Here is a 20903-nt window from a genome sequence, read left to right on the forward strand (position 1 = left end):
TTATGGAAGGTATTGCCGAGCACATTCCCGTGATGTACCAAGAGGCCTTGGACCTCCTGGCGGTGAAGCCGGGGGAGGTCTACGTGGACGCCACCTTGGGCGGGGCTGGCCACACCCGGGGCATTTTGGCCCGGGGGGGGCTTGTTCTGGGTCTGGACCAGGACCCCGAGGCCATAGCCCGGGCGGAAGCCCTTGGCCTGGCTGGGTTAAGGGTGTTCCAGAAGAACTTCCGCCACCTCCAGGAGGTTCTGGCCGAAGCCGGGGTGAAGGAGGTGGCGGGGATCCTGGCGGACCTTGGGGTTTCCAGCTTCCACCTGGAAGACCCCAAGCGAGGCTTCAGCTACCACAAGGAAGGCCCCTTGGACATGCGCATGGGCCTTACGGGCCCCACCGCCGAGGAGGTGGTGAACACCCTTCCCCTGGAGGCGCTTTACCGCATCCTGCGGGACCTGGGCGAGGAAAAGCAGGCGTACCGCATCGCCAAGGCCATCGTGGAGGCCAGGAAGAAAGCGAGGATCCGCACCACCACCCAGCTGGCCCAGGTGGTGCAAGAGGCGGTGGGCTTCCGCAAGGCGGGGCACCCCGCCCGCAAGACCTTCCAGGCCCTGCGCATGTACGTGAACGACGAGCTTGGTGCCCTGGAGGAATTCCTGCGGCAAGCCCAGGGGGTGCTCAAACCTGGGGGCAGGCTGGTGGTCATCACCTTCCACTCCCTGGAAGACCGCTTGGTCAAGCGCTTCCTGAAGGGAAGCGGCCTCAAGGTGCTCACCAAAAAACCCCTCACCCCAAGCCCCGAGGAGGTGGCCAAGAACCCCCGGGCGAGGAGCGCCAAGCTGCGGGCGGCGGAAAAGGAGGCGGCGTGAGAACGGCGGTGCGGTTTGGGCTCCTGTACCTCTTGACCCTTCTTTTCCTCTTCGCCTTGGGCCACCGCAACCAGGCGGAAAAGGCGGCCCTCGCCCGGATGGAGGAACGGCTTGCCAAGCTCCAGGCGGAGGAGGAAGCCCTCCGCAAGGAGGCTTGGCGGTCAAGCCGCCCCTTGGAGGTTCTGGAGTGGGCGGAACAGGAGGGCTTTATCCCCATGAGCCAAGGGAGGTGGGCGCCATGACGGCGGTGAGTCGGGTGCCTTTGGTCTTCGCCGGGCTCGCCCTTTGGTTCCTCCTCTTTGCCCTGGGCATCTACGCCCTCCTTACCCACCCGCCCCGCCTCAACCCACCTCCACCCCCGCCACCCCCACCCCGGGGAGCCCTCTACGCCCAGGATGGCACCCCCCTGGCCCTCACCCTGCGAACGGGCCGCTACTATCCCTTGGGGGAAAGCGCAAGCCAACTCCTCGGCTTCGGGGAGAGGAGCACGGGTAGGGGCCTCGAGGGCCTGGAGCGAGACCTGAACGCCGCCCTGGCCCAGGGTCGCTCCTTCACCCTCACCCTGGACCCCTGGATCCAGGCCATGGCGGAGCGGGCCCTTTGGCAAGGCCTCGAGAAGAGCCAGGGAAGCTTCGCCACCGCCCTCGTCCTTGACCGGGAGGGCAGGCTCCTGGCCGTGGCCAACGGCCCCGCCTTCGATCCCCTGGCCCCGCGCAAGGACCCGGAAAAGGACCTCTCCTGGCGCAACCACGCCTTCTTGGTGGCCCTGGAGCCCGGCTCCACCATGAAGGCCCTCACCGCCGCCATGCTCCTGGAAGAAGGACGGGCCAGCCTCCACACCCGGGTGGAGGCCCCCATGTACCGGGTGGTGGACGGTTGGACCATCCGCGACGTGGTCCCCCACCCCCCCGTCCTCACCCTGGCGGAGGTGCTCAAGTACTCCTCTAACGTGGGCATTAGCCGGCTAGCCGAGGCTTTGCCCAAGGAAATCTTCCACCAATACCTGGAGAAGCTCCACTTCACCGACCCCGAGCTTCTCCCCGGCATCCGGGTGGCGTCCCCCGTGGTGAAGCCCCCCGAAACCTGGAGCCGGGCCGCCTACGCCAACCACACCTTCGGTCAAGGCTTCCTCATCACCCCCTTGCACCTGGCGGCAGCCTTCAACGCCCTGGTGGACGGCGTCTACCGCCCCCCCATCCTCTTTGCCGGAAGCCTCCGGCAGGGGGAGAGGGTGTTTTCTGAAGCCACGGCGAAGGCGGTGCGGCAAGCCCTGGAGGAAGGCCTCGCCCCCCGGGCCCACCTGGCGGGCTACCGCCTGGCGGGCAAGACGGGCACCGCCCAGGTGGTGGTGAACGGGCGCTACTCCCGGGAGGTGTTCACCGCCTGGTTTGCCGGCTTCGTTCCCGGGGACAAGCCCCTGTACACCGTGGTGGTGGCGGTGCACCACCCCAAGGGGGAGGTGCACGGCAGCCAGGTGGCCGCCCCCATCTTCCGGGAGATCGCCGCCCGTCTCTTGGCCTACCGGGGCCTTCCCCCCTATGCTGAGGAGCGGTGAGGTAGTTGTGTATCTTGCGCATGTTAGGGAACTAACGCCCAGGTGGGTGGCGGAGGCCACGGGAGGGCGGCTCCACCCGGGGGGGGCGTCGGTGCGGGACCTGCACTGGGATAGCCGGGAGGTCACCCCAGGAAGCCTCTTCGTCGCCCTCCCCGGGGCCAAGACCCACGGGCGTTCCTTCATCCCCGAGGCCCGGGCCAAGGGGGCGAGCCTCATCCTGGCGGACGTCCCCGGCGAGGCCACGGTGGAGGTGAAGGACCCCTACGAAGCGCTTCTCCGCCTGGGAAGCGCCCTGAGGGAGCTCTTCCCAGGGGCGGTGGTGGCGGTGGGGGGGAGCTCGGGCAAGACCACCACCAAGGAGGCCCTGGCCCAAGGCCTAGGGTTCCCCGCCCCCATGGGCAACCAGAACACCGCCCCGCCCTTGGCCCGCTTCTTCCTCCACCTAAGCCCTGGGGCGAAAGGGGCCGTGGTGGAGCTTGGGATAGACCGGGTGGGGGAGATGGCGGAGCTCATGGGGCTGGCGAGGCCCACCCTTTCCGTCCTCACCGCCTTGGGAGAGGAGCACCTGCTGGCCTTCGGCGGCCTGGAAGGGGTGGTGCGGGAAGAGGCGGGGCTCCTACAAGCTCCCCAGACCCTGGTGAGCCTACAAGCCAAGGAGGTGCTCCAGGCCTTCGGCCGTTACAAAGGGGAGCCCACCTATGGCTTCGGGGAAGCCACCTTTGCCGGCAAAGACCTGGAGCTCCTCCCTGCGGAAAGCCGCTTCCGTTACCGGGGAAGGGAGGTTCGGGTGCCCTACCCTGGGCTGGGGCCCTCCCTGGGAGCCTTGGCCGCCCTGGCGGCGGCGGAACTTTTGGGAAAGGAACTGGAAGGGGTGGTGGAAAGGCTTGCCCACCTCCGCCTGCCCCCGGGCCGCATGGAGCGGCGGGCCTTAGGGGGGGTGGTCTTCCTGAACGACGCCTACAACGCCAACCCCCTTTCTGTAAAGGCGGGTCTTGCCTGGCTTGCCGCCCAGCCCGGGCGGAAGTGGGTGGTTTTGGGCGAGATGCGGGAACTGGGTGGGCTGGCAGAGCGCCTCCACCTGGAGGTGGCGGAGGAAGCGGCGAGGCTCGGCCTTAAGCCCCTGTACCTGGGGCCCTTCGCCAAGGCCCAAGCCGCCCTAGGGGGCGAGGCGGTGGAAAGCCTGGAAGAGGCGGTGGCCTGGCTCAAGGCCCGGGTGTTGCCGGGGGACCTGGTCTACCTCAAGGCCTCGAGGGCCGTGGGCCTGGAAAGGATCCTAGACCTATGGAACGCTTAGGTTTCCTGCTCCTCCTCCTCGCCGCCTGCGCTCCCCTTCAGGCCACCCCCCCCGCCCTTCCCTACCCCGGAGGCTTCGCCCGAGGGGGCTTGGTGGAGGGCCGCTTCCAGGCCATCCTCCCTGGCTCCCCCCTCTTCCTGGACGCCGACGGGGAAGCCCTGTACGCCGCCTACCCCTACCAGCTCTTGGTCCTCAGGGAAGGCCGCCTGGAAAGCCTTCCCCTTCCTGGCATTCCCCGCTTCCTTCGGGCACGCCCTCGGCTCGCCGTGGGCCTGGGGGAGGCGGTGTGGACCCAAGGGGGCCTCCTTCCCTACCCGGCCAAGGACGCCTTCCTTGGCGACGAGGGGCTCTTCTGGGTGGGCCAAGAAGGGCTCTATCGGGAAAGAACCCTTCTCCATCGGGGAAGGTACGCCCAGGTGGTGGCCTGGGAGGGCGCGGTGGCCCTCGGGGAGGAAGCCTTCTTCTACCCCGAGGGCCGAACCCTCCCCCTCCCCTCCCCCGCCCTCAAAGCCCAGGCGGGGGCCTGCGGGGTGGTGGCGCTTTTGGGGAAGAAGGTCTATCTGGTGCGGAAGGAAGGGGTGAAGGCCTTGGCCGAGGCAGAGGACATGGCCGCCTTTGGGGAACAGGTCTACCTGGTGCCGGGGGAACGCGTCCTTTCCTGCCGGGAGGTGGTATGGCCCTAGCCCTTTTGCTCGCCTGGCTTTTCACCGGCTTCTGGATCACCTTCATGCGGGGCCTGGGCCTGGGCAAGCGGGTGCGCCAGGAGGGGCCCCAAACCCACCTGGCCAAGGAGGGGACCCCCAGCATGGGAGGGGTGGCCTTCCTCCTCGCCGCCTTCTTGGCCTACTACCTCGAGGGCAAAGACCCTTTCCTTCCCCTTTGGCTTCTCGGCCTGGGCTTTGCCCTTTTGGGGCTTTTGGACGACCTGGCGGGTAGCCTCTCCCGGCCCCTCAAGGCGCGGGAGAAGCTCGCCCTGCAAAGCCTTATGGCCTTGGTCTTCGCCCTCTACGCCGCAAGGCAGGTGGCCTACACCCCTTGGCCTATCCTGGACGTCCTTCTCGTCTTCCTGACCGTGGTGGGGGCGGCCAACGCCTTCAACTTCACCGACGGCCTGGACGGGCTCCTGGCCAGCGTGGCGACCATCCTCCTCCTCCCCTTCTACCCCTACCCCTTCGCCCAGACCCTTTTGGGAAGCCTCCTGGGCTTCCTCTGGCACAACGCCCCCAAGGCCAAGGTCTTCATGGGCGACACGGGCAGCCAGGCCCTGGGGGCCATGGTGGCGGGGCTTTTCGTCCTTACGGGGAAGCTTTGGCTCCTGCCCGTAGCCGCCATCGTCCCCGTGTTGGAGGTGCTTTCCGTGGTGGCCCAGGTCCTCTACTTCCGCCGCACGGGAAAACGGCTCTTCCGCATGAGCCCCCTGCACCACCACTTTGAGCTCATGGGTTGGGAGGAGGCCAAGGTGGTCTTCCGCTTCGCCGTCCTCACCGCCTTGGCCACCGCCTTGGCCTTCGGCTTGGGAGGTGGGGCATGATCCTGGTCTACGGCCTGGGACGGAGCGGCCTTGGGGTCTTGCGCTTCCTGAAGCGGCGGGGACTCCCCGCCCGCTTCCACGACGACCGGCCCAAGGAAGAGGAGGTGCGGGAAGCCCTGGCCCTGGGCTTCACCCCCGACTTCGCCCTGGAGGGCCGCTACGCCCAAGTGGTGGCCGCTCCCGGGGTACCCCTAGACCACCCCAACCTCAAGCGCCTCCGGGAGGGGGGGGCGGAGGTGATGGGGGAAGCCGAGCTGGCCTACCGCCTCGCCCCAACCCCCATCCTCGGCATCACCGGCACCGCGGGGAAGACCTCCACCACCCTCTTCACCGCCCACCTCCTGCGGGGGCAAGGCCTAAAGGCCCTGGAGGGGGGGAATGTGGACCCTCCCCTGGTGAGTGTGGTGGACGAGGCGGAGGTGGCGGTGGCGGAGCTTTCCAGCTTCCAGTTGGAACGGGTGTCCACCCTCCGTCCCCGGGTGGCCGTGCTCCTCAACCTGGGGGTGGACCACCTGGACCGCCACGGGAGCCTCGAGGCCTACCACGCCGCCAAGCTCAACCTCCTCAAGAACCTCACCCCCGAAGACGCCCTGGTCTACAACGCCCACGACGCCAGGGTGCGCCAAGCGGCGGAAAGGAGCCCGGCCCGCCTCTACCCCTTCCTCCCGGCGGAAGACCCCCGGGAGAGCAACCTGCGGGCCGCCTTGGCCGCCACCCGGGCCTACCTAGACCTTTTGGGCCGCCCCTTGGACGAAGGGGCCTTTGCGGAAAGCCTAAGAACCCTCCCCCGTCCCCCCCACCGCTTCCAGGTCTTCGCCAGGAAGGGGAAAGTGGTCTTCATCGACGATTCCATCGCCACCCGCACCCCGGCGGTGGCCGCCGCCTTGAGGGCCGCCCCCGCCCCCATCGCCTGGATCCTGGGGGGGGAGGACAAGGGGGCCGACCTTGCCCCCTTAAGGCCCCTCCTCCTTCGGGTGCGGGTCATCGTGGCCCTGGGCCGGGACGGGGCCCGCATGGCGGAGGCCTTGGGCGGGGGGGTGGAGGTGGTGGTGGTGAAGGAAAAAGAGGGGCGCAAGGCCATGCGGCAGGCGGTGGCCGAGGCCTTGGCCCGGCTAAGGGAAGGCTCCGTCCTCCTCGCCCCCCTGGCCGCCAGCTTTGACCAGTTCAAGGACTACAAAGACCGCGCCCAGGCCTTCCGGGAAGCGGTCTTGGCCCTAGGAGGTGAGCCATGGACCCCGTCCTCCTCTTAAGCGGCCTCCTCCTCATGGCCTTTGGCCTTTTGGGGGTGGGGGTAGCGGAGCCGAGCCTCCTCCCGAGCCACCTCGTGCGGGTAGGGCTTGCGTTAGCCGCCATGCTCTTCGGGTTCCTTCTGCCCCCGGCCCGCCTCCTCCGTTACGCCCTCGGGCTTCTCCTCCTCACCCTGGGGCTCTTGCTCTTGGTCCTTTTCCTAGGGGATGGGCCCGGAGGGGTAAGGCGGTGGTTCTACCTGGGGCCGGTGGCCTTCCAGCCTTCCGAGCTGGCCAAGGTGGTCTTGGTCTTCTACCTAGCCTCCTTCGTGGGCCGCAAGGGGAACGATACCCCCATCGTGGGGGCGGCGGTTCTGGCGGGGGTCACCGCGGGGCTCGTCCTGGTGGAGCCGGACTTCGCCACCGCCCTTTTCCTGGTGACCTTGGCCGCCCTCCTTTTCATCCTGGCCGGGGTACCTTGGCGCAGGCTCTTCATGGTGGGCTTGGCGGGGTTCTTGGCGGTTTTCCCCTTCTCCGGCTACTACCTGGCCCGCTTCCGCTACGTTTCCGAGCGCTTCACGAATTTTCTGGATTATCTTCAGGGAGAAGCCAGCCCTGCCCACACCGCTTACCAGGTCCTGCAAGCGCAAAAGGCCATCCTCCTGGCGGGTCCTTTGGGGCAAGGCCCTGGGGGGGAGCTCCCCCACCTTCCGGAGGCCCATAACGATATGGTCTTCGCCAGCGTGGTCTTCGCCACGGGCTGGTTTGGGGGCATGGTGGTCCTTTTCCTCTACCTGCTTTTGTTCCTGCGGGGCTTGGCCTTGGCCCTCCGCCTCAAGGGGCCCCTGAGCCTTCTGGCCTTGGGCCTCACCCTGTACCTGACCCTGCAAGCCGCCATCAACATCGGGGTTACCGTGGGGTTTCTGCCCGTGACGGGGGTACCCTTGCCCTTCGTCTCCTACGGGGGAAGCTCCCTCTTGGTTTCCGGCTTCGCCCTAGGGGTGCTTCTGCGCCTGGCCAAGGAGGGGGCGAGGAAGGAGGTGGGCGCATGGTCCTCCTGACCGGGGGAGGCACGGGGGGGCACCTGTTCCCCGCCCTGGCGGTGGCCGAGGCGTTGCGAAGGCGGGGCCACGCCGTCTTCTACCTGGGGAGCGAGGGAGGCCTCGAGGCCCGCCTCCTCCCGCAAAGCCCCCTCCCCCACGCCCTCATCCCCGCAGGCAAGCTGGACCGGAGCGCCTTTCGGCCAGGGGAAGCCCTCAAGCTGGTCAAGGGGCTTCAGGCCGCCTGGCAGGTCCTTAGGGAGCACCCGCCCCAAGCGGTGCTCTCCACCGGGGGCTACGCCGGCTTTCCCGGGGCGTTCCTGGCGGGGCTTAGGGGCATTCCCCTCCTCCTCCACGAGCAAAACGCCAAGCTGGGCCTGGCCATCAAGGCCCTCACCCCCTGGGCCGAGGGCCTCGCCCTAAGCGTTCCCGTGGGCCTTCCCCCCTGGCTTAGGCGCAAGGCCCGGGTCCTGGGCTACCCGGTACGGGAGGTGCGCTACCCCAAGGCGGAGGCCAAGGCCCGCTTGGGCTTCGACCCCGCCAAGCCCCTCCTCCTGGCCCTGGGGGGAAGCCAAGGGAGCCTGGAGCTCAACGAGCGGCTCCCTCCCCTCCTCAAACCCTTGGGCCTTCCCGTGCTCCACCAGGTGGGGGAACGGTGGGTGGAGCGCTACCGCTTCCTGGAGGAGGAGGAGTACCGCATCGCCGGCTTCGTGGATGCGCCCTTGGCCATGAGCGCCGCCGACCTCCTCCTGGCCCGGGCCGGGGCGGGCACCCTGGCGGAGGCCGCCTTCCACCACCTGCCCGCCCTCCTGTTCCCCTTGGACCCTCGGCTAGACGGGGGCGCCCAGGCCGCCAACGCCCAGGCCTACCGGAAGGCAGGGGGGGCGGAACTCGGGGATTATGCCAGGCTACCCCAACAGGTCCAGGCCATGCTCACCCGGCGGGAGGCTTACCAAGAAGGCATGGCCCGCCTCTCCCCGGAAGGGGCGGCAGGCCGCATCGCGGATTGGCTGGAGGAGTTCCTATGAAACGGGCACACGTCATGGGCATAGAAGGGGTGGGGATGAGCGCCCTAGCCCGCCTCCTCCTGGAGGAAGGGGTGGCGGTGACGGGGTGTGACCTGGCCCCAGGCAAGCGGGCGGAGGCCCTTGGGGTCCCCGTGCACCGGGGGCACGACCCCGCCCATCTGGGGGAGGAGGACACCCTGGTGGTCCCCACCCCCATCCCCTTGGACCACCCCGAGGTCCTGGAGGCCAGGAGGCGGGGCCTGCGGGTCATCAGGCGCATGGAACTTTTGGCCCACCTCCTTGCGCAACAGCCCTCCTTGGGCGTCACGGGCACCCACGGGAAGACCACCACCACGGGCATGCTGGCGAGCATCCTCCTGGAGGCAGGGCTTGACCCCTGGGTGCTCCTTGGGGGGGAGCTTTCCCTCCTTCCCGGGAACGCCCGCTTCGGCCTGGGCCCTCGGCTGGCGGAGGTGGACGAGTCGGACCCCCTCTTCCAAGGGGTGCGGGTAAGGGTGGCGGTGGCCACCAACCTGGAGAAGGAGCACGTGGCCCCCGAGGGAAGGAAGGCCCCCAACTACCACGAGAGCCTCGAGGCCCTCCTGGCCGCCATGGCTGGCTTCCTGGGGAAGGCGGAGGTGGCCGTCCTCCCCGCCCATGACCCCCTCTTGGCCCAGGCAGCCCATGGGCTCAGGCCCCTTCGCTTCGGGGAGGGTGGGGAGCTTTGGGCGGAAGGGGTGGCCCTAACGCCCACGGGAAGCCGCTTCCGCCTGGTCTACCAGGGAAAGGACCTGGGGGAGGCCAGGCTCCAGGTCCCCGGGGCGCACAACGTGAAAAACGCCCTGGCCGCCGCCTTGGCCGCCTTGGCCTTCGGGGTGGAAGAAGGGGCCATCCTCCGGGGGCTCGCCCGCTTCCCCGGGGTGGGGCGGCGCTTTGAGCGCCTGGGAGAGGTGCGGGGGGCGTTGGTGGTGGACGATTACGCCCACCACCCCACGGAGGTGCGGGCCACCCTCCAGGCGGCGCGGCTTCTAGGCCGGAGGGTTCGGGTCCTCTTCCAACCCCACCGCCTCCTCCGCACCCTGGAGCTTTGGGAGGCCTTCGCCGAGGCGCTCCTGGAGGCGGAAGAGGTGGTGGTCCTTCCCGTCTACACCGCCGGGGAGAAGGGAGAGGTTTCCCCGGAAGCCCTGTCGCAAAGGATCGCTGAAAGGCTCGCCGCCCTCGGCCAGGAGGCTCGCTTCCTTTCCCCCGGGGAGGCCTTGGCCTACGCCAAGGCCACGGCGGGCCCGGAGGACCTCTGGCTGGCTTTGGGCGCAGGGGACGTGACGGAACTCGCCCGGAGGCTCGTCCATGAGGGTTGAACGGGTGCTCCTCAAGGACTACACCACCCTGGGCGTGGGTGGCCCGGCGGAGCTTTGGACGGTGGAAACCCGGGAAGAGCTCAAGCGGGCCACCGAGGCCCCCTACCGGGTTTTGGGTAACGGCTCCAACCTTTTGGTGCTGGACGAGGGGGTGCCCGAACGGGTCATCCGCCTGGCGGGGGAGTTCCAGGCCTACGACCTAACGGGCTGGGTGGGGGCGGGGGCGCTTTTGCCCCTTTTGGTGCAAGAGGCGGCCCGGGCTGGGCTTTCCGGGCTGGAAGGGCTCCTCGGCATCCCCGCCCAGGTGGGCGGGGCGGTGAAGATGAACGCCGGCACCCGCTTCGGCGAAATGGCGGACGCCCTCGAGGCGGTGGAGATCTTCCACGACGGGGCCTTCCACCTCTACCGGCCCGAAGAGCTGGGCTTCGGCTACCGGCAAAGCCACCTGCCCCCCGGGGGCATCGTGACCCGGGTGCGCCTTAGGCTCAAGGAACGCCCACGGGAAGCCATCCTGAAGCGCATGGCCGAGGTGGACGCCGCCCGCAAGGGGCAACCCAAGCGGAAAAGCGCCGGCTGCGCCTTCAAGAACCCCCCGGGCCAGTCGGCGGGCCGTCTCATCGACGAGCGGGGCCTAAAGGGCCTCAGGGTGGGGGACGCCATGGTTTCCCTCGAGCACGGCAACTTCATCGTCAACCTGGGGCGGGCCAGCGCCAAGGACGTGCTGGCCCTCGTGGAGCGCATCCGGGAAGAGCTTCCCTTGGAGCTGGAGTGGGAGGTGTGGCCGTGAAGGTTAGGCCCGGGGTAAGACCATGGGGGTAAGATGAGGCTAGTGCGCGCCCTTCTCCTTCTGCTCCTCCTGGCCACCCTCTACGTGGCAAGCCTGGTCCTTTTCCCCGTGGAAAAGGTGGAGGTGGTGGGCCTGCGCCACCTAAAGGAGGAAGCGGTTTTGGCCAAGACCGGCCTTTACCCCGGCGCCCCCTGGCTTTGGGTCCGCCCCTCGCACCTTTCTCCCCTCCGCAAAGACCCCTGGGTGGCGGAGGCGCGCCTGCAAAAGCCCAAGCCTGGGGTGGTGCGCCTCTTGGTGCGGGAGCGGGAGCCCTTCTTGCCCCTGGCGGACGGTGCCGCCTTGGCGCAAGACGGCACCCTCCTGCCCGGCGGGGCCCCCTACGCCCCGGGGCCGCAGGTGGAGGGGAAGGGGCCCCTTCCCAAGGAGGCGCTTTTGGCCTTGGCCAAGGCCTACAAGGGCGCCAAGCGGCTCCGGTACACCCCGGCGGGCTTTTACGTGGATCTCCCCGGCACCACCCTTTTTGCCCCAAGCGCCGAACTTCTGCTAGAGTATGCCCAAGCGACCTGGCCCGAGGGCCACGTGTACCTGTATTCTTGGGGGGTGAGTTTACGCCCATGATTATCGCAGGATTGGACGTCGGCACCAGCAAGGTCACCACCGTCATCGGGGAGCTGGCCCCCGATGGCGTCTTGGACATCATCGGGGAAGGCACCGCCCCTTCCCAAGGCTTGCGGCGGGGCGTGGTGGTGAACCTGGAGCGCACCACGGAGGCCATCCGCCAAAGCGTCCACCAGGCGGAACGGGTGGCGGGGGTCAAGGTGGAGCGGGTGGTCCTTTCCGTGGGCGGGCCCCACCTGAAAAGCGTCACCAGCCACGGCCTGGCCGCCATCCGCCGGGGGCAGAGCATCACCGAGGCCGACGTGGAGCGGGCCGTGGAGCAGGCCAAGGCCTACCCCTTCGACGCCGAGCTGGAGCTCCTCCACGCCCTGCCCCTGGAGTTCAAGGTGGACGGCCAGGAGGGGATCCGGGACCCCGTGGGCATGGCGGGGGTGCGCCTCGAGGTGGACGTCCACCTCATCGCCGCCGGAAGGGGTCCCTTGGCCAACCTGCGCCGGGCGGTGGAGGCGGCGGGCCTCGAGGTGGAGGCCCTGGTGGCCCAACCCCTGGCCAGCGGCCTCGGCGTCCTTTCCCCGGAAGAGGAGCACATGACCATCCTCCTCCTGGACGTGGGCGGGGGTACCACGGACGTGGCCATATTCCGGGAGGGAAGGCTCGCCCACTCCGCCGTCTTGCCCCTCGGGGGGGACCACGTGAGCCAAGACATCGCCCAGCTCCTCAAGATCCCCTTTGAGGAGGCGGAAAGGGTGAAGCGGAAGTACGGAGCGGCGCTTCCGGAACTGGCCGACCCCGAGCTGGTCCTGGAGATCAACCAGGAAGGGGGCTCCTTGGGGGAGGTGCCGGCCCCGGAACTGGCCCGCATCATCCGGCCCAGGCTTCGGGAAATCCTCCATCTGGCCCGCCAGTCCGTGGACGAAACCCTAGGGCCCCTGGAGATCCGGGTGAACCGGGTGGTCCTCACCGGGGGCACGGCCCTCCTGCGGGGCTTTGACCTGTTGGCCCGGCAGCAGTACGGCCTCCCGGTGCGCCTGGGCAAACCCCAAGGCGTATCCGGGCTCACCGACGTGGTGGCCACCCCCGCCCACGCCACCGCCGTGGGCCTGGTGCGCCACGGGGCCACCTTGCCCGCCCGAGCGGCGGAGCCCAAGCGCCCACAAAAACGGGAAAAGAAAGAGGAAACCACCAAGGCCGAGGGGCTTTGGGCCCGCATCAAGGAAATCTTGAACAACTTATTTTAGCCATGATTTGAGGAGAGGGGGCAGAGATGGAAGGAGCGGTCATCAAGGTCATCGGGCTTGGGGGGGCGGGGAACAACGCCGTGAACCGCATGATTGAGGCGGGGCTTCAGGGGGTGGAGTTCATCGCCGCCAACACCGACGCCCAGGTCCTGGCCAAGAGCCTGGCCGACGTGCGCATCCAGCTGGGCGAGAAGCTCACCCGGGGCCTGGGGGCAGGGGCCAACCCGGAGATCGGGGAAAAGGCGGCCCAGGAGGCGGAGGACCTCATCGCCGAGGCGTTGGACGGGGCAGACCTGGTCTTCATCACCGCGGGCATGGGGGGCGGCACCGGGACAGGAAGCGCCCCCATCGTGGCGGAGATCGCCAAGCGCCTGGGGGCCCTCACCGTGGCCGTGGTCACCCGCCCTTTTAGCTTTGAGGGACCCAAAAGGCTCAAGGCGGCGGAGGAGGGCATCAAGCGCCTCAAGGAGCGGGTGGACGCCATGGTGGTGGTGCAAAACGACCGTCTCCTCTCCGCCGTGGACAAGAAGATGACCCTTAAAGACGCCTTCCTCATCGCCGACCGGGTTCTCTACCACGGCGTGAAGGGTATCACCGACGTCATCAACCTGCCCGGCCTCATCAACGTGGACTTCGCCGACGTCAAGGCCCTCTTGGAAGGGGCGGGCCAGGTGCTCATGGGCATCGGGGCCGGCCGTGGGGAAAATCGGGTGGAGGAGGCGGCCAAGACCGCCACCATGAGCCCACTCCTGGAGCGCTCCATCGAAGGGGCAAAAAGGCTTCTTCTCAACGTGGTGGGCTCGGAAGACCTCTCCCTCATGGAGGCGGCGGAGGTGGTGGAGCGGGTGCGGGAAGCCACGGGCAACGAGGACGTGGACATCCTTTACGGCGTCACCTACGACGACCGCGCCCAGGACGAGCTCAGGGTCATCCTGATTGCCGCCGGCTTCGGTGAGAGCACCGTGGTGCCCAAGCCCATCCGCCCCGTGGACTTCCCCACCCACGCCGACCCCTACAACTTTGACATCCCCGCCTTTATCCGCTACGGGGACGGGGACTACCCGCCCAAACGGGGCAACTAAGGTGGTGGTAGCGGGCGTGGACCCCGGGATCACCCACCTGGGCCTCGGGGTGGTGGCGGTGGAAGGGAGGGGTGCCCTAAAAGCCCGCCTTCTCCACGGGGAGGTGGTGAAGACCTCCCCCAAGGAGAAGGCGGAGGTGCGGGTGGGCCGCATCCACGCCCGGGTCAAGGAAGCCCTCCTTCGCTTCCAGCCCGAGGCCTTGGCGGTGGAAGAGCAGTTCTTCTACCGGCAAAACGAGCTCGCCTACAAGGTGGGCTGGGCCTTGGGAGCGGTGCTGGTGGCGGCCTTTGAGGCGGGGGTGCCGGTTTACGCCTACGGGCCCATGCAGGTGAAGCAGGCCCTGGCCGGCCACGGCCACGCCGCCAAGGAAGAGGTGGCCCTGATGGTCCGGGGGATCCTGGGCCTACGGGAACCGCCAAGCCCAAGCCACCTGGCGGACGCCTTGGCCATCGCCCTCACCCACGCCTTCTACGCCCGGATTACTGCAGCCAAGCCCCTTTAGCCTCTATCCCTTACCATGAGGGTATGGCGGAAATCCGGGTGGGCACCGCAAGCTGGACCGACGAAACCCTCTTGGCCTCGGGCTGGTACCCCCCCGAGGTGAGGAGCCACCCGGAAAAACGCCTACGCTACTACGCCCAGCACTTTGACACCGTGGAGGTGGACAGCACCTTCTACGCCCTTCCCCGCCCCGAGGTGGTGCAAAAGTGGACGGAAAGGACGCCGGAAGGCTTCCTCTTCCACGTGAAGGCCTATTCCGCTTTCACCGGGCATGGCCTCGAGGCCCAAACCCTTCCCAAAGACCTCCGCACCCTCTTGCCGCGCCAGGAAGGGCACCTAGCCCAGCGGGAGGTGCCGGAAGAGGTGGTGGAGGAGGCGTGGAACCGCTTCTTCGCCGCCTTGGAACCCTTGAGGCGGGCGGGCAAGCTGGGCTACCTCCATTTCGGCCTCCCCCCCTGGACCGAGCCCAAGCCCAGAAGCTTCCAGTACCTGGAGCGCCTGGCGGAGAGGACGAAGGGCTACTGGGTGGCGGTGGAGTTCCGCAACCCCAAGTGGTACTCCGCCTGGGGGTTCGTCAAGAAGGAGCTATTGCGGCTTGGGCTCATCCACGTGAGCGTGGACGCCCCGCCCCACCCCGAGGCCCCGCCGAGGGTCCTGGAGCCCACCCACCCGGTGAGCGTACTCCGGTGCCACGGCCGAAACGCCGAAACCTGGAAAGGCCCCCACACCAAGCCCTATGAGCGCTTTAACTGGCGGTACTCTGAGGAAGAACTCCAGGATCTAGCCCAAGCCACACAAACCTTGGCAGAACGGGCGGAAAAGGTTTTCGTGATCTTCAACAACAACTACGGCACCCAAGGTGTGGAGGCGGCCTTGAAGCTTAAGCAGCTTTTGGGCCTCAGCCACCAACCCCCAGAGGAAAACCTCCTCTAAGCCTCCTCATCAAAAAGGCCAGGGATGGGCTCCACGTGGATCCCTTCCCCCTCCACCCGCACGTAGGGGGCCTGCAGGGGAATGAGCCTTTCGGCCCGGTCGCGAAGCCTCTCCCCCACCCCCCGCACCACCAGCACGTCCTGGGCCCCGGCGTCCAGGATGTCCACCACCTCCCCCACCTGAACGCCCCCCACGAAAACGGGAAGGCCCATGAGGGCGAAGTAGTAGTACTGCCCTTCCTCTAGGGGGGGGAGGTCTTCCACCTCGGCGTAGACCCGAAGGCCCACCAAGGCCTCCGCCAGTTCCCGGGTGGTAACCCCCGCCAGGTGGACCACCACGTCCCCGGCCACCTGGTAGAGGTCCTCCACCGCCCGCCAGCCGTGCCCTTCCACGTACACCCGTTCCAGGTGGGCCACCACCGGTTCCCCCCGGAACTTTAGGCCGCCTTGGAGGGCATAGGGGGCACCAAAGCGACCGATCTCCACCAGGCGCATGCCCTTAGTTTAGCGCACCTCCACCCCCACCTTGCGCCTGGCGTAGGCCCGCACCAGGGTGCGGATGGCCTCAATCACTCGGCCCTGCTTGCCGATGAGCCGCCCTTTGTCCTCCTGCGCCACCTCCACCAGGTACACCAGGCCCTCTCGGGTGCGCCGCTCTTGCACCCGCACCGCCTCGGGGTGGTCCACCACGCTCTTGGCCAGGTACTCCACCAGGTCCTTCATGCCTCCATGGTAAAGGAAACAAGCGGGGCTCCCGCCCCGCCCAAAGCCAGGGAAAGCGCCTAGCCCTCCTGCCGGAAGACCCCCGCCTGGCGCAGGAGCCGGCGGGCGGTGTCCGTGGGTTGCGCCCCCACGGAAAGCCAGTACTTGGCCCGCTCCACGTCCACCTTGAGCCAGTCGGGGGTGGTCTTGCGGGGGTCGTAGTAGCCGATCCTTTCAATGTACGCCCCGTCCCGCTTCCTGCGGCTATCAGTGACCACGATGCGGTAATGGGGGTTGTGCTTGGAGCCGAACCGGGAAAGCCTGATCTTGACCATGCCTTGTCTACCTCCTGAACATTCCCATGAGTCCCCGGCCTTTGCGCTTCTCCAGGGACTTCATCAGGGCCTTGGTTTCCTCAAACGACTTGATGAAGCGGTTCACCTCCTGCACGGTGGTGCCGCTGCCTTGAGCAATGCGCTTGCGCCGGGAACCGTTTAGGATGCGGGGATCCTTGCGCTCCTCCGGCGTCATGGAGAGGACGATGGCCTCGAGGCGCTTGATGGCCTTATCGTCCACCTGCACCCCCTGAAGGGCCTTCCCCATCCCCGGAAGCATGCCCAAGATCTCGGAGAAGGAGCCCAGGCGCTTGAGGTTTTGCAGTTGCTTGAGGAAGTCCTCCAGGGTGAGGTCCTTGGCGGCCTTGGGGGCTTCCGCCTCGAGGCCCGCCTGCCGCACCTTCTCCGCCAGGGTGGCCACGTCTCCCATGCCCAGGATGCGGCTGGCAAGCCTTTCAGGGTAGAAGGGCTCCAGGCCCTCCGGGCGCTCGGAAACCCCGGCGAAGTAGATGGGCTTGCCCGTGACGTGCCGTGCGGATAGCGCCGCCCCGCCCCGGGCATCCCCGTCCAGCTTGGTTAGGATGAGGCCCGTGACGCCGATGCGCTCGTCAAAGGTCTTGGCCACGCCCAAGGCCTCCTGCCCGGTCATGGCGTCCAGGACCAGCAAGACCTCGTCAGGGCGCAGGGCCTCCTTGAGGCGGAAAAGCTCGGCCATGAGGGGCTCGTCAATCTGCAGGCGGCCAGCGGTGTCCACCAAGACCAGGTCCCGGGCCTCGAGGCGGGCCTTTTCCTCCACCCGGCGCCGGATGGACTCTATGGACTCCCCATCCGCCACCTCCAGGACCGGAACCCCCACCTTCTCCCCCAGGAGCCGAAGCTGCTCCCGGGCGGCGGGGCGCTGGGTGTCGGCGGCCACCAGGAGGGGGCGGCGCCCCTTGCCCTTGTAGTACAGGGCCAGCTTGGCGGCGGTGGTGGTCTTGCCCGAGCCCTGAAGCCCCACCAGGAACCAGAGGTTCTTGTCCTTAAGGACGGGAAGCTTGGCCTCGCCCCCTAAGGCCTCCTTTAGGGCCTCGTACACCGTGGCCAGGATGACCTCGGCGGGGGTGAGGCTTTCCAAGACCTTCTGGCCCAGGGCCCTTTCCCGCACCCCCTCCACGAAGCTCCGGGCCACCTCCAGGTTGACATCGGCGTCCATCAAAGCCCGGCGGATCTCCCGCAAGGTGGCCTTCAGATCCTCCTCGGTGATCCGGCCCCGGCCCCGGAGCCGATCTATGGCTTCTTGTAAGCGCGCCGCTAGCTGGGCAAACATGGTGTGCACGGCCCCCAGGCCGGGCTCCAGGATAGGCCATGCCCCTTGAGCGTGTCAACCTCAATTTTTCCTACATTTCTAGCGGGCTAGGTTGACGGGACCCTAGCCAGGGAATACCCTGGAAAAGGTTATGTTAGGGCCCTTGCCCTCGAGTCCTAGGCGCTGAGGGCCGCCCCCAGGCGGCCTTCAGCCGGAAAGGAGGCCGCCTGTGGAAACCACCCTTTCCCCCCTTTTCCAAGCCCTGGAAGACGGCGACACCCTCAAGCTCAAAAGCCTCCTGGAAGAGGTCCATCCCCAGGACCTTTTGGCCCTTTGGGACGAGCTTAAGGGCGAACACCGCTACGTCCTCCTGACCTTGCTCCCCAAGGACAAGGCGGCGGACGTCTTCTCCAACCTCTCCCCCGAAGCCCAGGCGGAGTACCTCAAAACCCTGCCTCCCTGGCGTACCCAAGAGCTTTTGGAGGAGCTCTCCTTGGACGACCTGGCGGACGCCCTCCAGGCGGTGGAGGAGGAGGACCCCGAGCTCTCCCGCAAGCTCAAGGAGGCCCTGGACCCCAAGACCCGGGCCGAGGTGGAGGAGCTCACCCAGTACGAGGAGGACGAGGCGGGCGGCCTCATGACCCCCGAGTACGTGGCGGTGCGGGAGGGGATGACGGTGGAGGAGGTCCTCCGCTTCCTGCGCCGGGCAGCCCCCGATGCGGAAACCGTCTACTACCTCTACGTGGTGGACGAGGCGGGCCGGCTCAAGGGGGTGCTCTCCTTAAGGGACCTCATCGTGGCCGACCCCAGGACCCGGGTGCGGGAGATCATGAACCCCAAGGTGATCCACGTGCGCACGGACACCGACCAGGAGGAGGTGGCCCGCCTCATGGCCGACTACGACTTCACCGTCTTGCCGGTGGTGGACGAGGAGGGCCGCCTGGTGGGCATCGTCACGGTGGACGACGTCCTGGACGTCCTGGAGGAGGAGGCCACCGAGGACATCCACCGGCTCGCCGCCGTGGACGTGCCCGATCTGGTCTACAGCCAAGCCTCCCCCCTCACCCTGTGGCTTGCCCGGGTGCGGTGGCTCGTCATCCTCATCCTCACGGGGATGGTCACGAGCTCCATCCTCCAGGGCTTCGAAAACCTCCTAGAGGCGGTGACCGCCTTGGCCTTCTACGTGCCCGTGCTCCTGGGCACCGGGGGGAACACGGGGAACCAGTCCGCCACCCTCATCATCCGCGCCCTGGCCACCCGGGACCTGGACCTCAAGGACTGGCGGAAGGTGTTTCTTAAGGAAGGGGTGGTGGGGAGCCTCCTCGGCCTAACCCTGGCCCTGTTGCTCCTGGGCAAGGTGGTCCTGGACGGGCACGCCGCCTTGGCCCCGGTGGTGGGGCTTGCCCTCTTCCTCTTGGTCCTCTTCGCCAACCTGGTGGGGGCCATGCTCCCCGTGGTCCTGAGGCGGTTTGGGGTGGACCCCGCCTTGGTTTCCAACCCCTTGGTGGCCACCCTTTCCGACATCTCCGGGCTTCTCATCTACCTCACCGTGGCCCGGCTCCTCCTAAACCTGGGATGAAGCGGCTTCGCATGGTAGTGGAATGGAGCAAGGGAAGCCCCTTGCGCTACGCCTACAAGGGGGGAAGGCTCGTCCTTCTGGGCGAGGACGCCCCGGCCCCGGTGAACTACGGCTTCCTGCCCGGCCTCGTCAACCCCGCCGACGGGGAGGAGGTGGACGCCTGCTACCTGGGGCCACCCCTGCCTCCGGGCACCGAGGCGGAAGGGTTTCTCCTGGGCATGGTGGCCCTTTTGGACGGGGACCACAAACTGGTGCTCTCGCCGGACCCAAGCCCCCCGGACCCGGAAGCCTTGGCCCCTCTCCTCGCCTGGTTCGCCCCCGAGCGCAGGCCCACCCTGCTCGAGGCCGAGGCCGCCTGGGCCTGGCTCAAGGGGCTTCGGGGCGGGGAAGGATGAGCATGGCGTCCCCCAGGGAGTAAAAGCGGTACTCCTCGGCCACCGCCAGGCGGTAGGCCTCCAGGGTCCGCTCCCGCCCCAAGAAGGCGGCCACCAGCATGAGAAGGGTGGAGCGGGGCAGGTGGAAGTTGGTGAAGAGGGCGTCTATGGCCCGGAAGGTGTAGGGCGGGCGGATGAAGAGCCTCGTTTCCCCCGCCCCCGGCACCACCCCTTTCCCCTCCCGCCAAGCGCTCTCCAGGGCCCGCACCACCGTGGTGCCCACCGCCACCACCCGGCGCCCCTCGGCCCGGGCGCGGTTCACCGCTATGGCGGTGGCCTCGGGGATCTCGAAGGGCTCGGCGTGCATCTCGTGCTTCTCCACGTCCCCCTTAATGGGGCGGAAGGTGCCGGGGCCCACGTGGAGGGTGAGGAAGCGAAGCTCCACCCCCATGCCCTCCAAGCGGGCCAAAAGCTCCGGGGTGAAGTGGAGGCCAGCCGTGGGGGCGGCCACGGAGCCCGGGCGCTTGGCGTAGACCGTCTGGTAGCGTTCCAAGGGAACCCGGGCCTTGATGTAGGGGGGAAGGGGCACCTCCCCCACCGCCTCCAAGTGGGCGGCAAGGTCCCCCTGGAAGCGGAGAAGCCGCACCCCATCGGGCTCCACCCCCACCACCTCCGCCTTTAGGCCCGCCACGGGCCTTAGGTCCTTTGGGGAAAGAAGCTCTAGCCGGGTGCCCACGGGCGCCTTCCGGGCTGGCCCCAAGAGGGCCTCCCAAAGCCCGGGAGCCTTCTCCCGCACCAAGAGGATCTCCACCCTGCCCCCCGTGGGCTTCTGGGCCAGGAGGCGGGCGGGGATCACCTTGCTCTCGTTGAAGACCAACACGTCCCCCGGGCGCAAAAACTCGGGGAGGTCCCGCACCCGCCGATGGTCCACCGCAAAGGGCCCTTCCCGGTAGACCACCATCATCCGGGCGGCGTCCCGAGGCTCCAACCCCGCCTGGGCGATCTGCTCGGGGGGGAGGTGGTAGTCGTAGAGGTCTAGCTCCGTCATCCGGCGTTTCTGGGCTCCATGAAGGGGTTAGGGATGTCGGGGAGGTGGACGAAGCGGTCCACGGCGTCGATGAGCTTCTGGGAGGTGGTTTCCCGGAAGGCGATGACCTCCACCCGGATGCCCCGCTCCATGAGGACCTCGAGGATCTCCACGAAGTCGCCATCCCCGCTTCCCAACACCACCACGTCCAAGTAGGGCATGAGCCGCACCATGTCCGCGGCGATGCCCATGTCCCAGTTCCCCTCGTATATGGGCTTGCCGCCCTCCCCCACCTCCTTCACCGTGAGGTACATGCGCCGCACCCGGTAGCCGATGGTGGAAAGCTTGTAAATAAAGGGCCAGGCGGAGGTGTCCCCCTCCTTCTCCACCACGTAGGCCGTGGCCCGCACCAGGCGCCGCCCCCCCACGGCATAGCGGAGAAGGCTTTCAAAGTTGACGTTCCGCTCGTAGTAGTCCCGGGCGGAATGGTACAGGTTCTGGGTGTCCACAAAGACGCCCACCCGCTGGTCCTGGTGGTGGCCAAGGGGTTCCATCGCCCCCATCAT

Annotated in this window: 24 protein-coding genes; 18 read left to right on the forward strand and 6 right to left on the reverse strand. The window is 67.9% G+C overall.

Annotated elements, in window-relative coordinates:
* Nucleotides 1-2: 2 nt before the first annotated feature.
* Genes rsmH through ABXG85_RS07415 form a run of 16 tightly spaced genes read left to right on the forward strand, consistent with a single transcriptional unit; the run spans nucleotide 3 to nucleotide 15033 of the window.
* Nucleotides 3-863 carry a 16S rRNA (cytosine(1402)-N(4))-methyltransferase RsmH gene (gene rsmH / locus ABXG85_RS07340; RefSeq protein WP_353513065.1) on the forward strand — a complete coding sequence of 287 codons (861 nt, stop codon included), beginning with the start codon at nucleotides 3-5 and terminating at the stop codon, nucleotides 861-863.
* Nucleotides 860-1105 carry a hypothetical protein gene (locus ABXG85_RS07345; protein WP_353513066.1) on the forward strand — a complete coding sequence of 82 codons (246 nt, stop codon included), beginning with the start codon at nucleotides 860-862 and terminating at the stop codon, nucleotides 1103-1105. The genes rsmH and ABXG85_RS07345 overlap by 4 nt, the downstream gene beginning before the upstream one ends.
* A complete protein-coding gene (locus tag ABXG85_RS07350) occupies nucleotides 1102-2418 on the forward strand; it encodes a peptidoglycan D,D-transpeptidase FtsI family protein (protein WP_353513067.1) in 1317 nt (438 codons plus the stop codon). The genes ABXG85_RS07345 and ABXG85_RS07350 overlap by 4 nt, the downstream gene beginning before the upstream one ends.
* A complete protein-coding gene (locus ABXG85_RS07355; RefSeq protein WP_353513068.1) occupies nucleotides 2402-3712 on the forward strand; it encodes a UDP-N-acetylmuramoyl-tripeptide--D-alanyl-D-alanine ligase in 1311 nt (436 codons plus the stop codon). The genes ABXG85_RS07350 and ABXG85_RS07355 overlap by 17 nt, the downstream gene beginning before the upstream one ends.
* A complete protein-coding gene (locus ABXG85_RS07360; RefSeq protein WP_353513069.1) occupies nucleotides 3700-4395 on the forward strand; it encodes a hypothetical protein in 696 nt (231 codons plus the stop codon). The genes ABXG85_RS07355 and ABXG85_RS07360 overlap by 13 nt, the downstream gene beginning before the upstream one ends.
* Entirely contained in the window at nucleotides 4386-5243 is an 858-nt protein-coding gene (locus tag ABXG85_RS07365; protein WP_353513070.1) for a phospho-N-acetylmuramoyl-pentapeptide-transferase, read from the forward strand. The genes ABXG85_RS07360 and ABXG85_RS07365 overlap by 10 nt, the downstream gene beginning before the upstream one ends.
* On the forward strand, nucleotides 5240-6493 hold the full coding sequence (locus tag ABXG85_RS07370) for a Mur ligase family protein (protein WP_353513071.1): 1254 nt from the start codon (nucleotides 5240-5242) through the stop codon (nucleotides 6491-6493). The genes ABXG85_RS07365 and ABXG85_RS07370 overlap by 4 nt, the downstream gene beginning before the upstream one ends.
* A complete protein-coding gene (locus ABXG85_RS07375) occupies nucleotides 6472-7530 on the forward strand; it encodes an FtsW/RodA/SpoVE family cell cycle protein (protein WP_353513072.1) in 1059 nt (352 codons plus the stop codon). The genes ABXG85_RS07370 and ABXG85_RS07375 overlap by 22 nt, the downstream gene beginning before the upstream one ends.
* Complete coding sequence (locus ABXG85_RS07380) at nucleotides 7518-8537, forward strand: UDP-N-acetylglucosamine--N-acetylmuramyl-(pentapeptide) pyrophosphoryl-undecaprenol N-acetylglucosamine transferase (protein WP_353513073.1); 1020 nt, start codon at nucleotides 7518-7520, stop codon at nucleotides 8535-8537. The genes ABXG85_RS07375 and ABXG85_RS07380 overlap by 13 nt, the downstream gene beginning before the upstream one ends.
* The gene (murC, locus tag ABXG85_RS07385; RefSeq protein WP_353513074.1) at nucleotides 8534-9874 is read left to right on the forward strand and encodes a UDP-N-acetylmuramate--L-alanine ligase; all 1341 of its coding nucleotides are present in this window, start codon (nucleotides 8534-8536) and stop codon (nucleotides 9872-9874) included. Before ABXG85_RS07380 ends, murC begins: the two co-directional genes overlap by 4 nt.
* On the forward strand, nucleotides 9864-10661 hold the full coding sequence (locus ABXG85_RS07390; protein WP_353513075.1) for a UDP-N-acetylmuramate dehydrogenase: 798 nt from the start codon (nucleotides 9864-9866) through the stop codon (nucleotides 10659-10661). Before murC ends, ABXG85_RS07390 begins: the two co-directional genes overlap by 11 nt.
* Before the next feature lie 33 nt (nucleotides 10662-10694).
* Complete coding sequence (locus ABXG85_RS07395) at nucleotides 10695-11279, forward strand: cell division protein FtsQ/DivIB (protein ID WP_353513076.1); 585 nt, start codon at nucleotides 10695-10697, stop codon at nucleotides 11277-11279.
* A complete protein-coding gene (gene ftsA / locus ABXG85_RS07400; protein WP_353513077.1) occupies nucleotides 11276-12517 on the forward strand; it encodes a cell division protein FtsA in 1242 nt (413 codons plus the stop codon). Before ABXG85_RS07395 ends, ftsA begins: the two co-directional genes overlap by 4 nt.
* A 26-nt stretch (nucleotides 12518-12543) precedes the next feature.
* Nucleotides 12544-13599 (forward strand): cell division protein FtsZ, encoded by a 1056-nt coding sequence (gene ftsZ / locus ABXG85_RS07405; RefSeq protein WP_353513078.1) that lies wholly within the window; start codon nucleotides 12544-12546, stop codon nucleotides 13597-13599.
* Nucleotide 13600: 1 nt separating this feature from the next.
* Entirely contained in the window at nucleotides 13601-14101 is a 501-nt protein-coding gene (locus ABXG85_RS07410) for a crossover junction endodeoxyribonuclease RuvC (RefSeq protein WP_353513079.1), read from the forward strand.
* A gap of 23 nt (nucleotides 14102-14124) precedes the next feature.
* Nucleotides 14125-15033: a DUF72 domain-containing protein gene (locus tag ABXG85_RS07415; RefSeq protein ID WP_353513080.1), complete on the forward strand. Its 909-nt coding sequence runs from the start codon at nucleotides 14125-14127 to the stop codon at nucleotides 15031-15033.
* Here ABXG85_RS07415 and rimM read toward each other — a convergent pair.
* The 4 genes from rimM to ffh are packed head-to-tail and all read right to left on the reverse strand — an operon-like array spanning nucleotide 15030 to nucleotide 17378.
* Nucleotides 15030-15527: a ribosome maturation factor RimM gene (gene rimM / locus ABXG85_RS07420; RefSeq protein WP_353513081.1), complete on the reverse strand. Its 498-nt coding sequence runs from the start codon at nucleotides 15525-15527 to the stop codon at nucleotides 15030-15032. The genes ABXG85_RS07415 and rimM overlap by 4 nt on opposite strands.
* A 9-nt stretch (nucleotides 15528-15536) precedes the next feature.
* Nucleotides 15537-15755 carry a KH domain-containing protein gene (locus ABXG85_RS07425; RefSeq protein WP_353513082.1) on the reverse strand — a complete coding sequence of 73 codons (219 nt, stop codon included), beginning with the start codon at nucleotides 15753-15755 and terminating at the stop codon, nucleotides 15537-15539.
* Nucleotides 15756-15814: 59 nt separating this feature from the next.
* Entirely contained in the window at nucleotides 15815-16069 is a 255-nt protein-coding gene (rpsP, locus tag ABXG85_RS07430) for a 30S ribosomal protein S16 (protein ID WP_353513083.1), read from the reverse strand.
* Between the two features lie 7 nt (nucleotides 16070-16076).
* Nucleotides 16077-17378, reverse strand: a complete 1302-nt coding sequence (ffh, locus tag ABXG85_RS07435) for a signal recognition particle protein (RefSeq protein ID WP_353513188.1) — start codon at nucleotides 17376-17378, stop codon at nucleotides 16077-16079.
* Nucleotides 17379-17586: 208 nt separating this feature from the next.
* Here ffh and mgtE point away from each other — a divergent pair, with 208 nt between their 5' ends.
* Both mgtE and ABXG85_RS07445 read left to right on the forward strand, forming a co-directional pair.
* The gene (gene mgtE, locus ABXG85_RS07440; protein ID WP_353513084.1) at nucleotides 17587-18936 is read left to right on the forward strand and encodes a magnesium transporter; all 1350 of its coding nucleotides are present in this window, start codon (nucleotides 17587-17589) and stop codon (nucleotides 18934-18936) included.
* The gene (locus ABXG85_RS07445; RefSeq protein WP_353513085.1) at nucleotides 18933-19331 is read left to right on the forward strand and encodes an ADP-ribosylglycohydrolase; all 399 of its coding nucleotides are present in this window, start codon (nucleotides 18933-18935) and stop codon (nucleotides 19329-19331) included. The genes mgtE and ABXG85_RS07445 overlap by 4 nt, the downstream gene beginning before the upstream one ends.
* On the opposite strand, the gene queA is transcribed toward ABXG85_RS07445, so the two are convergent.
* Complete coding sequence (gene queA / locus ABXG85_RS07450; RefSeq protein ID WP_353513086.1) at nucleotides 19303-20358, reverse strand: tRNA preQ1(34) S-adenosylmethionine ribosyltransferase-isomerase QueA; 1056 nt, start codon at nucleotides 20356-20358, stop codon at nucleotides 19303-19305. The two genes, ABXG85_RS07445 and queA, sit on opposite strands and share 29 nt — an antisense overlap.
* Nucleotides 20355-20891, reverse strand: coding sequence for a LabA-like NYN domain-containing protein (locus tag ABXG85_RS07455; RefSeq protein ID WP_353513087.1), 537 nt, complete (start codon nucleotides 20889-20891; stop codon nucleotides 20355-20357). The genes queA and ABXG85_RS07455 overlap by 4 nt, the downstream gene beginning before the upstream one ends.
* Nucleotides 20892-20903: the final 12 nt, after the last annotated feature.

It is taken from the genome of Thermus sp. LT1-2-5, from assembly GCF_040363165.1.
Lineage (GTDB): Bacteria > Deinococcota > Deinococci > Deinococcales > Thermaceae > Thermus.

Excerpts from the sequence above, each read along its gene's own strand:
- ABXG85_RS07390 (WP_353513075.1), top strand. The coding sequence starts at position 9,864 with ATGAGGGTTGAACGGGTGCTCCTCAAGGACTACACCACCCTGGGCGTG.
- rsmH (WP_353513065.1), top strand. The coding sequence starts at position 3 with ATGGAAGGTATTGCCGAGCACATTCCCGTGATGTACCAAGAGGCCTTG.
- ABXG85_RS07425 (WP_353513082.1), bottom strand. The coding sequence starts at position 15,755 with ATGAAGGACCTGGTGGAGTACCTGGCCAAGAGCGTGGTGGACCACCCC.
- murC (WP_353513074.1), top strand. The coding sequence starts at position 8,534 with ATGAAACGGGCACACGTCATGGGCATAGAAGGGGTGGGGATGAGCGCC.
- ABXG85_RS07445 (WP_353513085.1), top strand. The coding sequence starts at position 18,933 with ATGAAGCGGCTTCGCATGGTAGTGGAATGGAGCAAGGGAAGCCCCTTG.
- ABXG85_RS07360 (WP_353513069.1), top strand. The coding sequence starts at position 3,700 with ATGGAACGCTTAGGTTTCCTGCTCCTCCTCCTCGCCGCCTGCGCTCCC.
- ftsZ (WP_353513078.1), top strand. The coding sequence starts at position 12,544 with ATGGAAGGAGCGGTCATCAAGGTCATCGGGCTTGGGGGGGCGGGGAAC.
- ABXG85_RS07365 (WP_353513070.1), top strand. The coding sequence starts at position 4,386 with ATGGCCCTAGCCCTTTTGCTCGCCTGGCTTTTCACCGGCTTCTGGATC.
- ffh (WP_353513188.1), bottom strand. The coding sequence starts at position 17,378 with ATGTTTGCCCAGCTAGCGGCGCGCTTACAAGAAGCCATAGATCGGCTC.
- rpsP (WP_353513083.1), bottom strand. The coding sequence starts at position 16,069 with ATGGTCAAGATCAGGCTTTCCCGGTTCGGCTCCAAGCACAACCCCCAT.
- ABXG85_RS07415 (WP_353513080.1), top strand. The coding sequence starts at position 14,125 with ATGGCGGAAATCCGGGTGGGCACCGCAAGCTGGACCGACGAAACCCTC.
- ABXG85_RS07375 (WP_353513072.1), top strand. The coding sequence starts at position 6,472 with ATGGACCCCGTCCTCCTCTTAAGCGGCCTCCTCCTCATGGCCTTTGGC.
- queA (WP_353513086.1), bottom strand. The coding sequence starts at position 20,358 with ATGACGGAGCTAGACCTCTACGACTACCACCTCCCCCCCGAGCAGATC.
- ABXG85_RS07395 (WP_353513076.1), top strand. The coding sequence starts at position 10,695 with ATGAGGCTAGTGCGCGCCCTTCTCCTTCTGCTCCTCCTGGCCACCCTC.
- ftsA (WP_353513077.1), top strand. The coding sequence starts at position 11,276 with ATGATTATCGCAGGATTGGACGTCGGCACCAGCAAGGTCACCACCGTC.
- ABXG85_RS07380 (WP_353513073.1), top strand. The coding sequence starts at position 7,518 with ATGGTCCTCCTGACCGGGGGAGGCACGGGGGGGCACCTGTTCCCCGCC.
- ABXG85_RS07355 (WP_353513068.1), top strand. The coding sequence starts at position 2,402 with ATGCTGAGGAGCGGTGAGGTAGTTGTGTATCTTGCGCATGTTAGGGAA.
- rimM (WP_353513081.1), bottom strand. The coding sequence starts at position 15,527 with ATGCGCCTGGTGGAGATCGGTCGCTTTGGTGCCCCCTATGCCCTCCAA.
- ABXG85_RS07455 (WP_353513087.1), bottom strand. The coding sequence starts at position 20,891 with ATGGAACCCCTTGGCCACCACCAGGACCAGCGGGTGGGCGTCTTTGTG.
- ABXG85_RS07350 (WP_353513067.1), top strand. The coding sequence starts at position 1,102 with ATGACGGCGGTGAGTCGGGTGCCTTTGGTCTTCGCCGGGCTCGCCCTT.
- ABXG85_RS07370 (WP_353513071.1), top strand. The coding sequence starts at position 5,240 with ATGATCCTGGTCTACGGCCTGGGACGGAGCGGCCTTGGGGTCTTGCGC.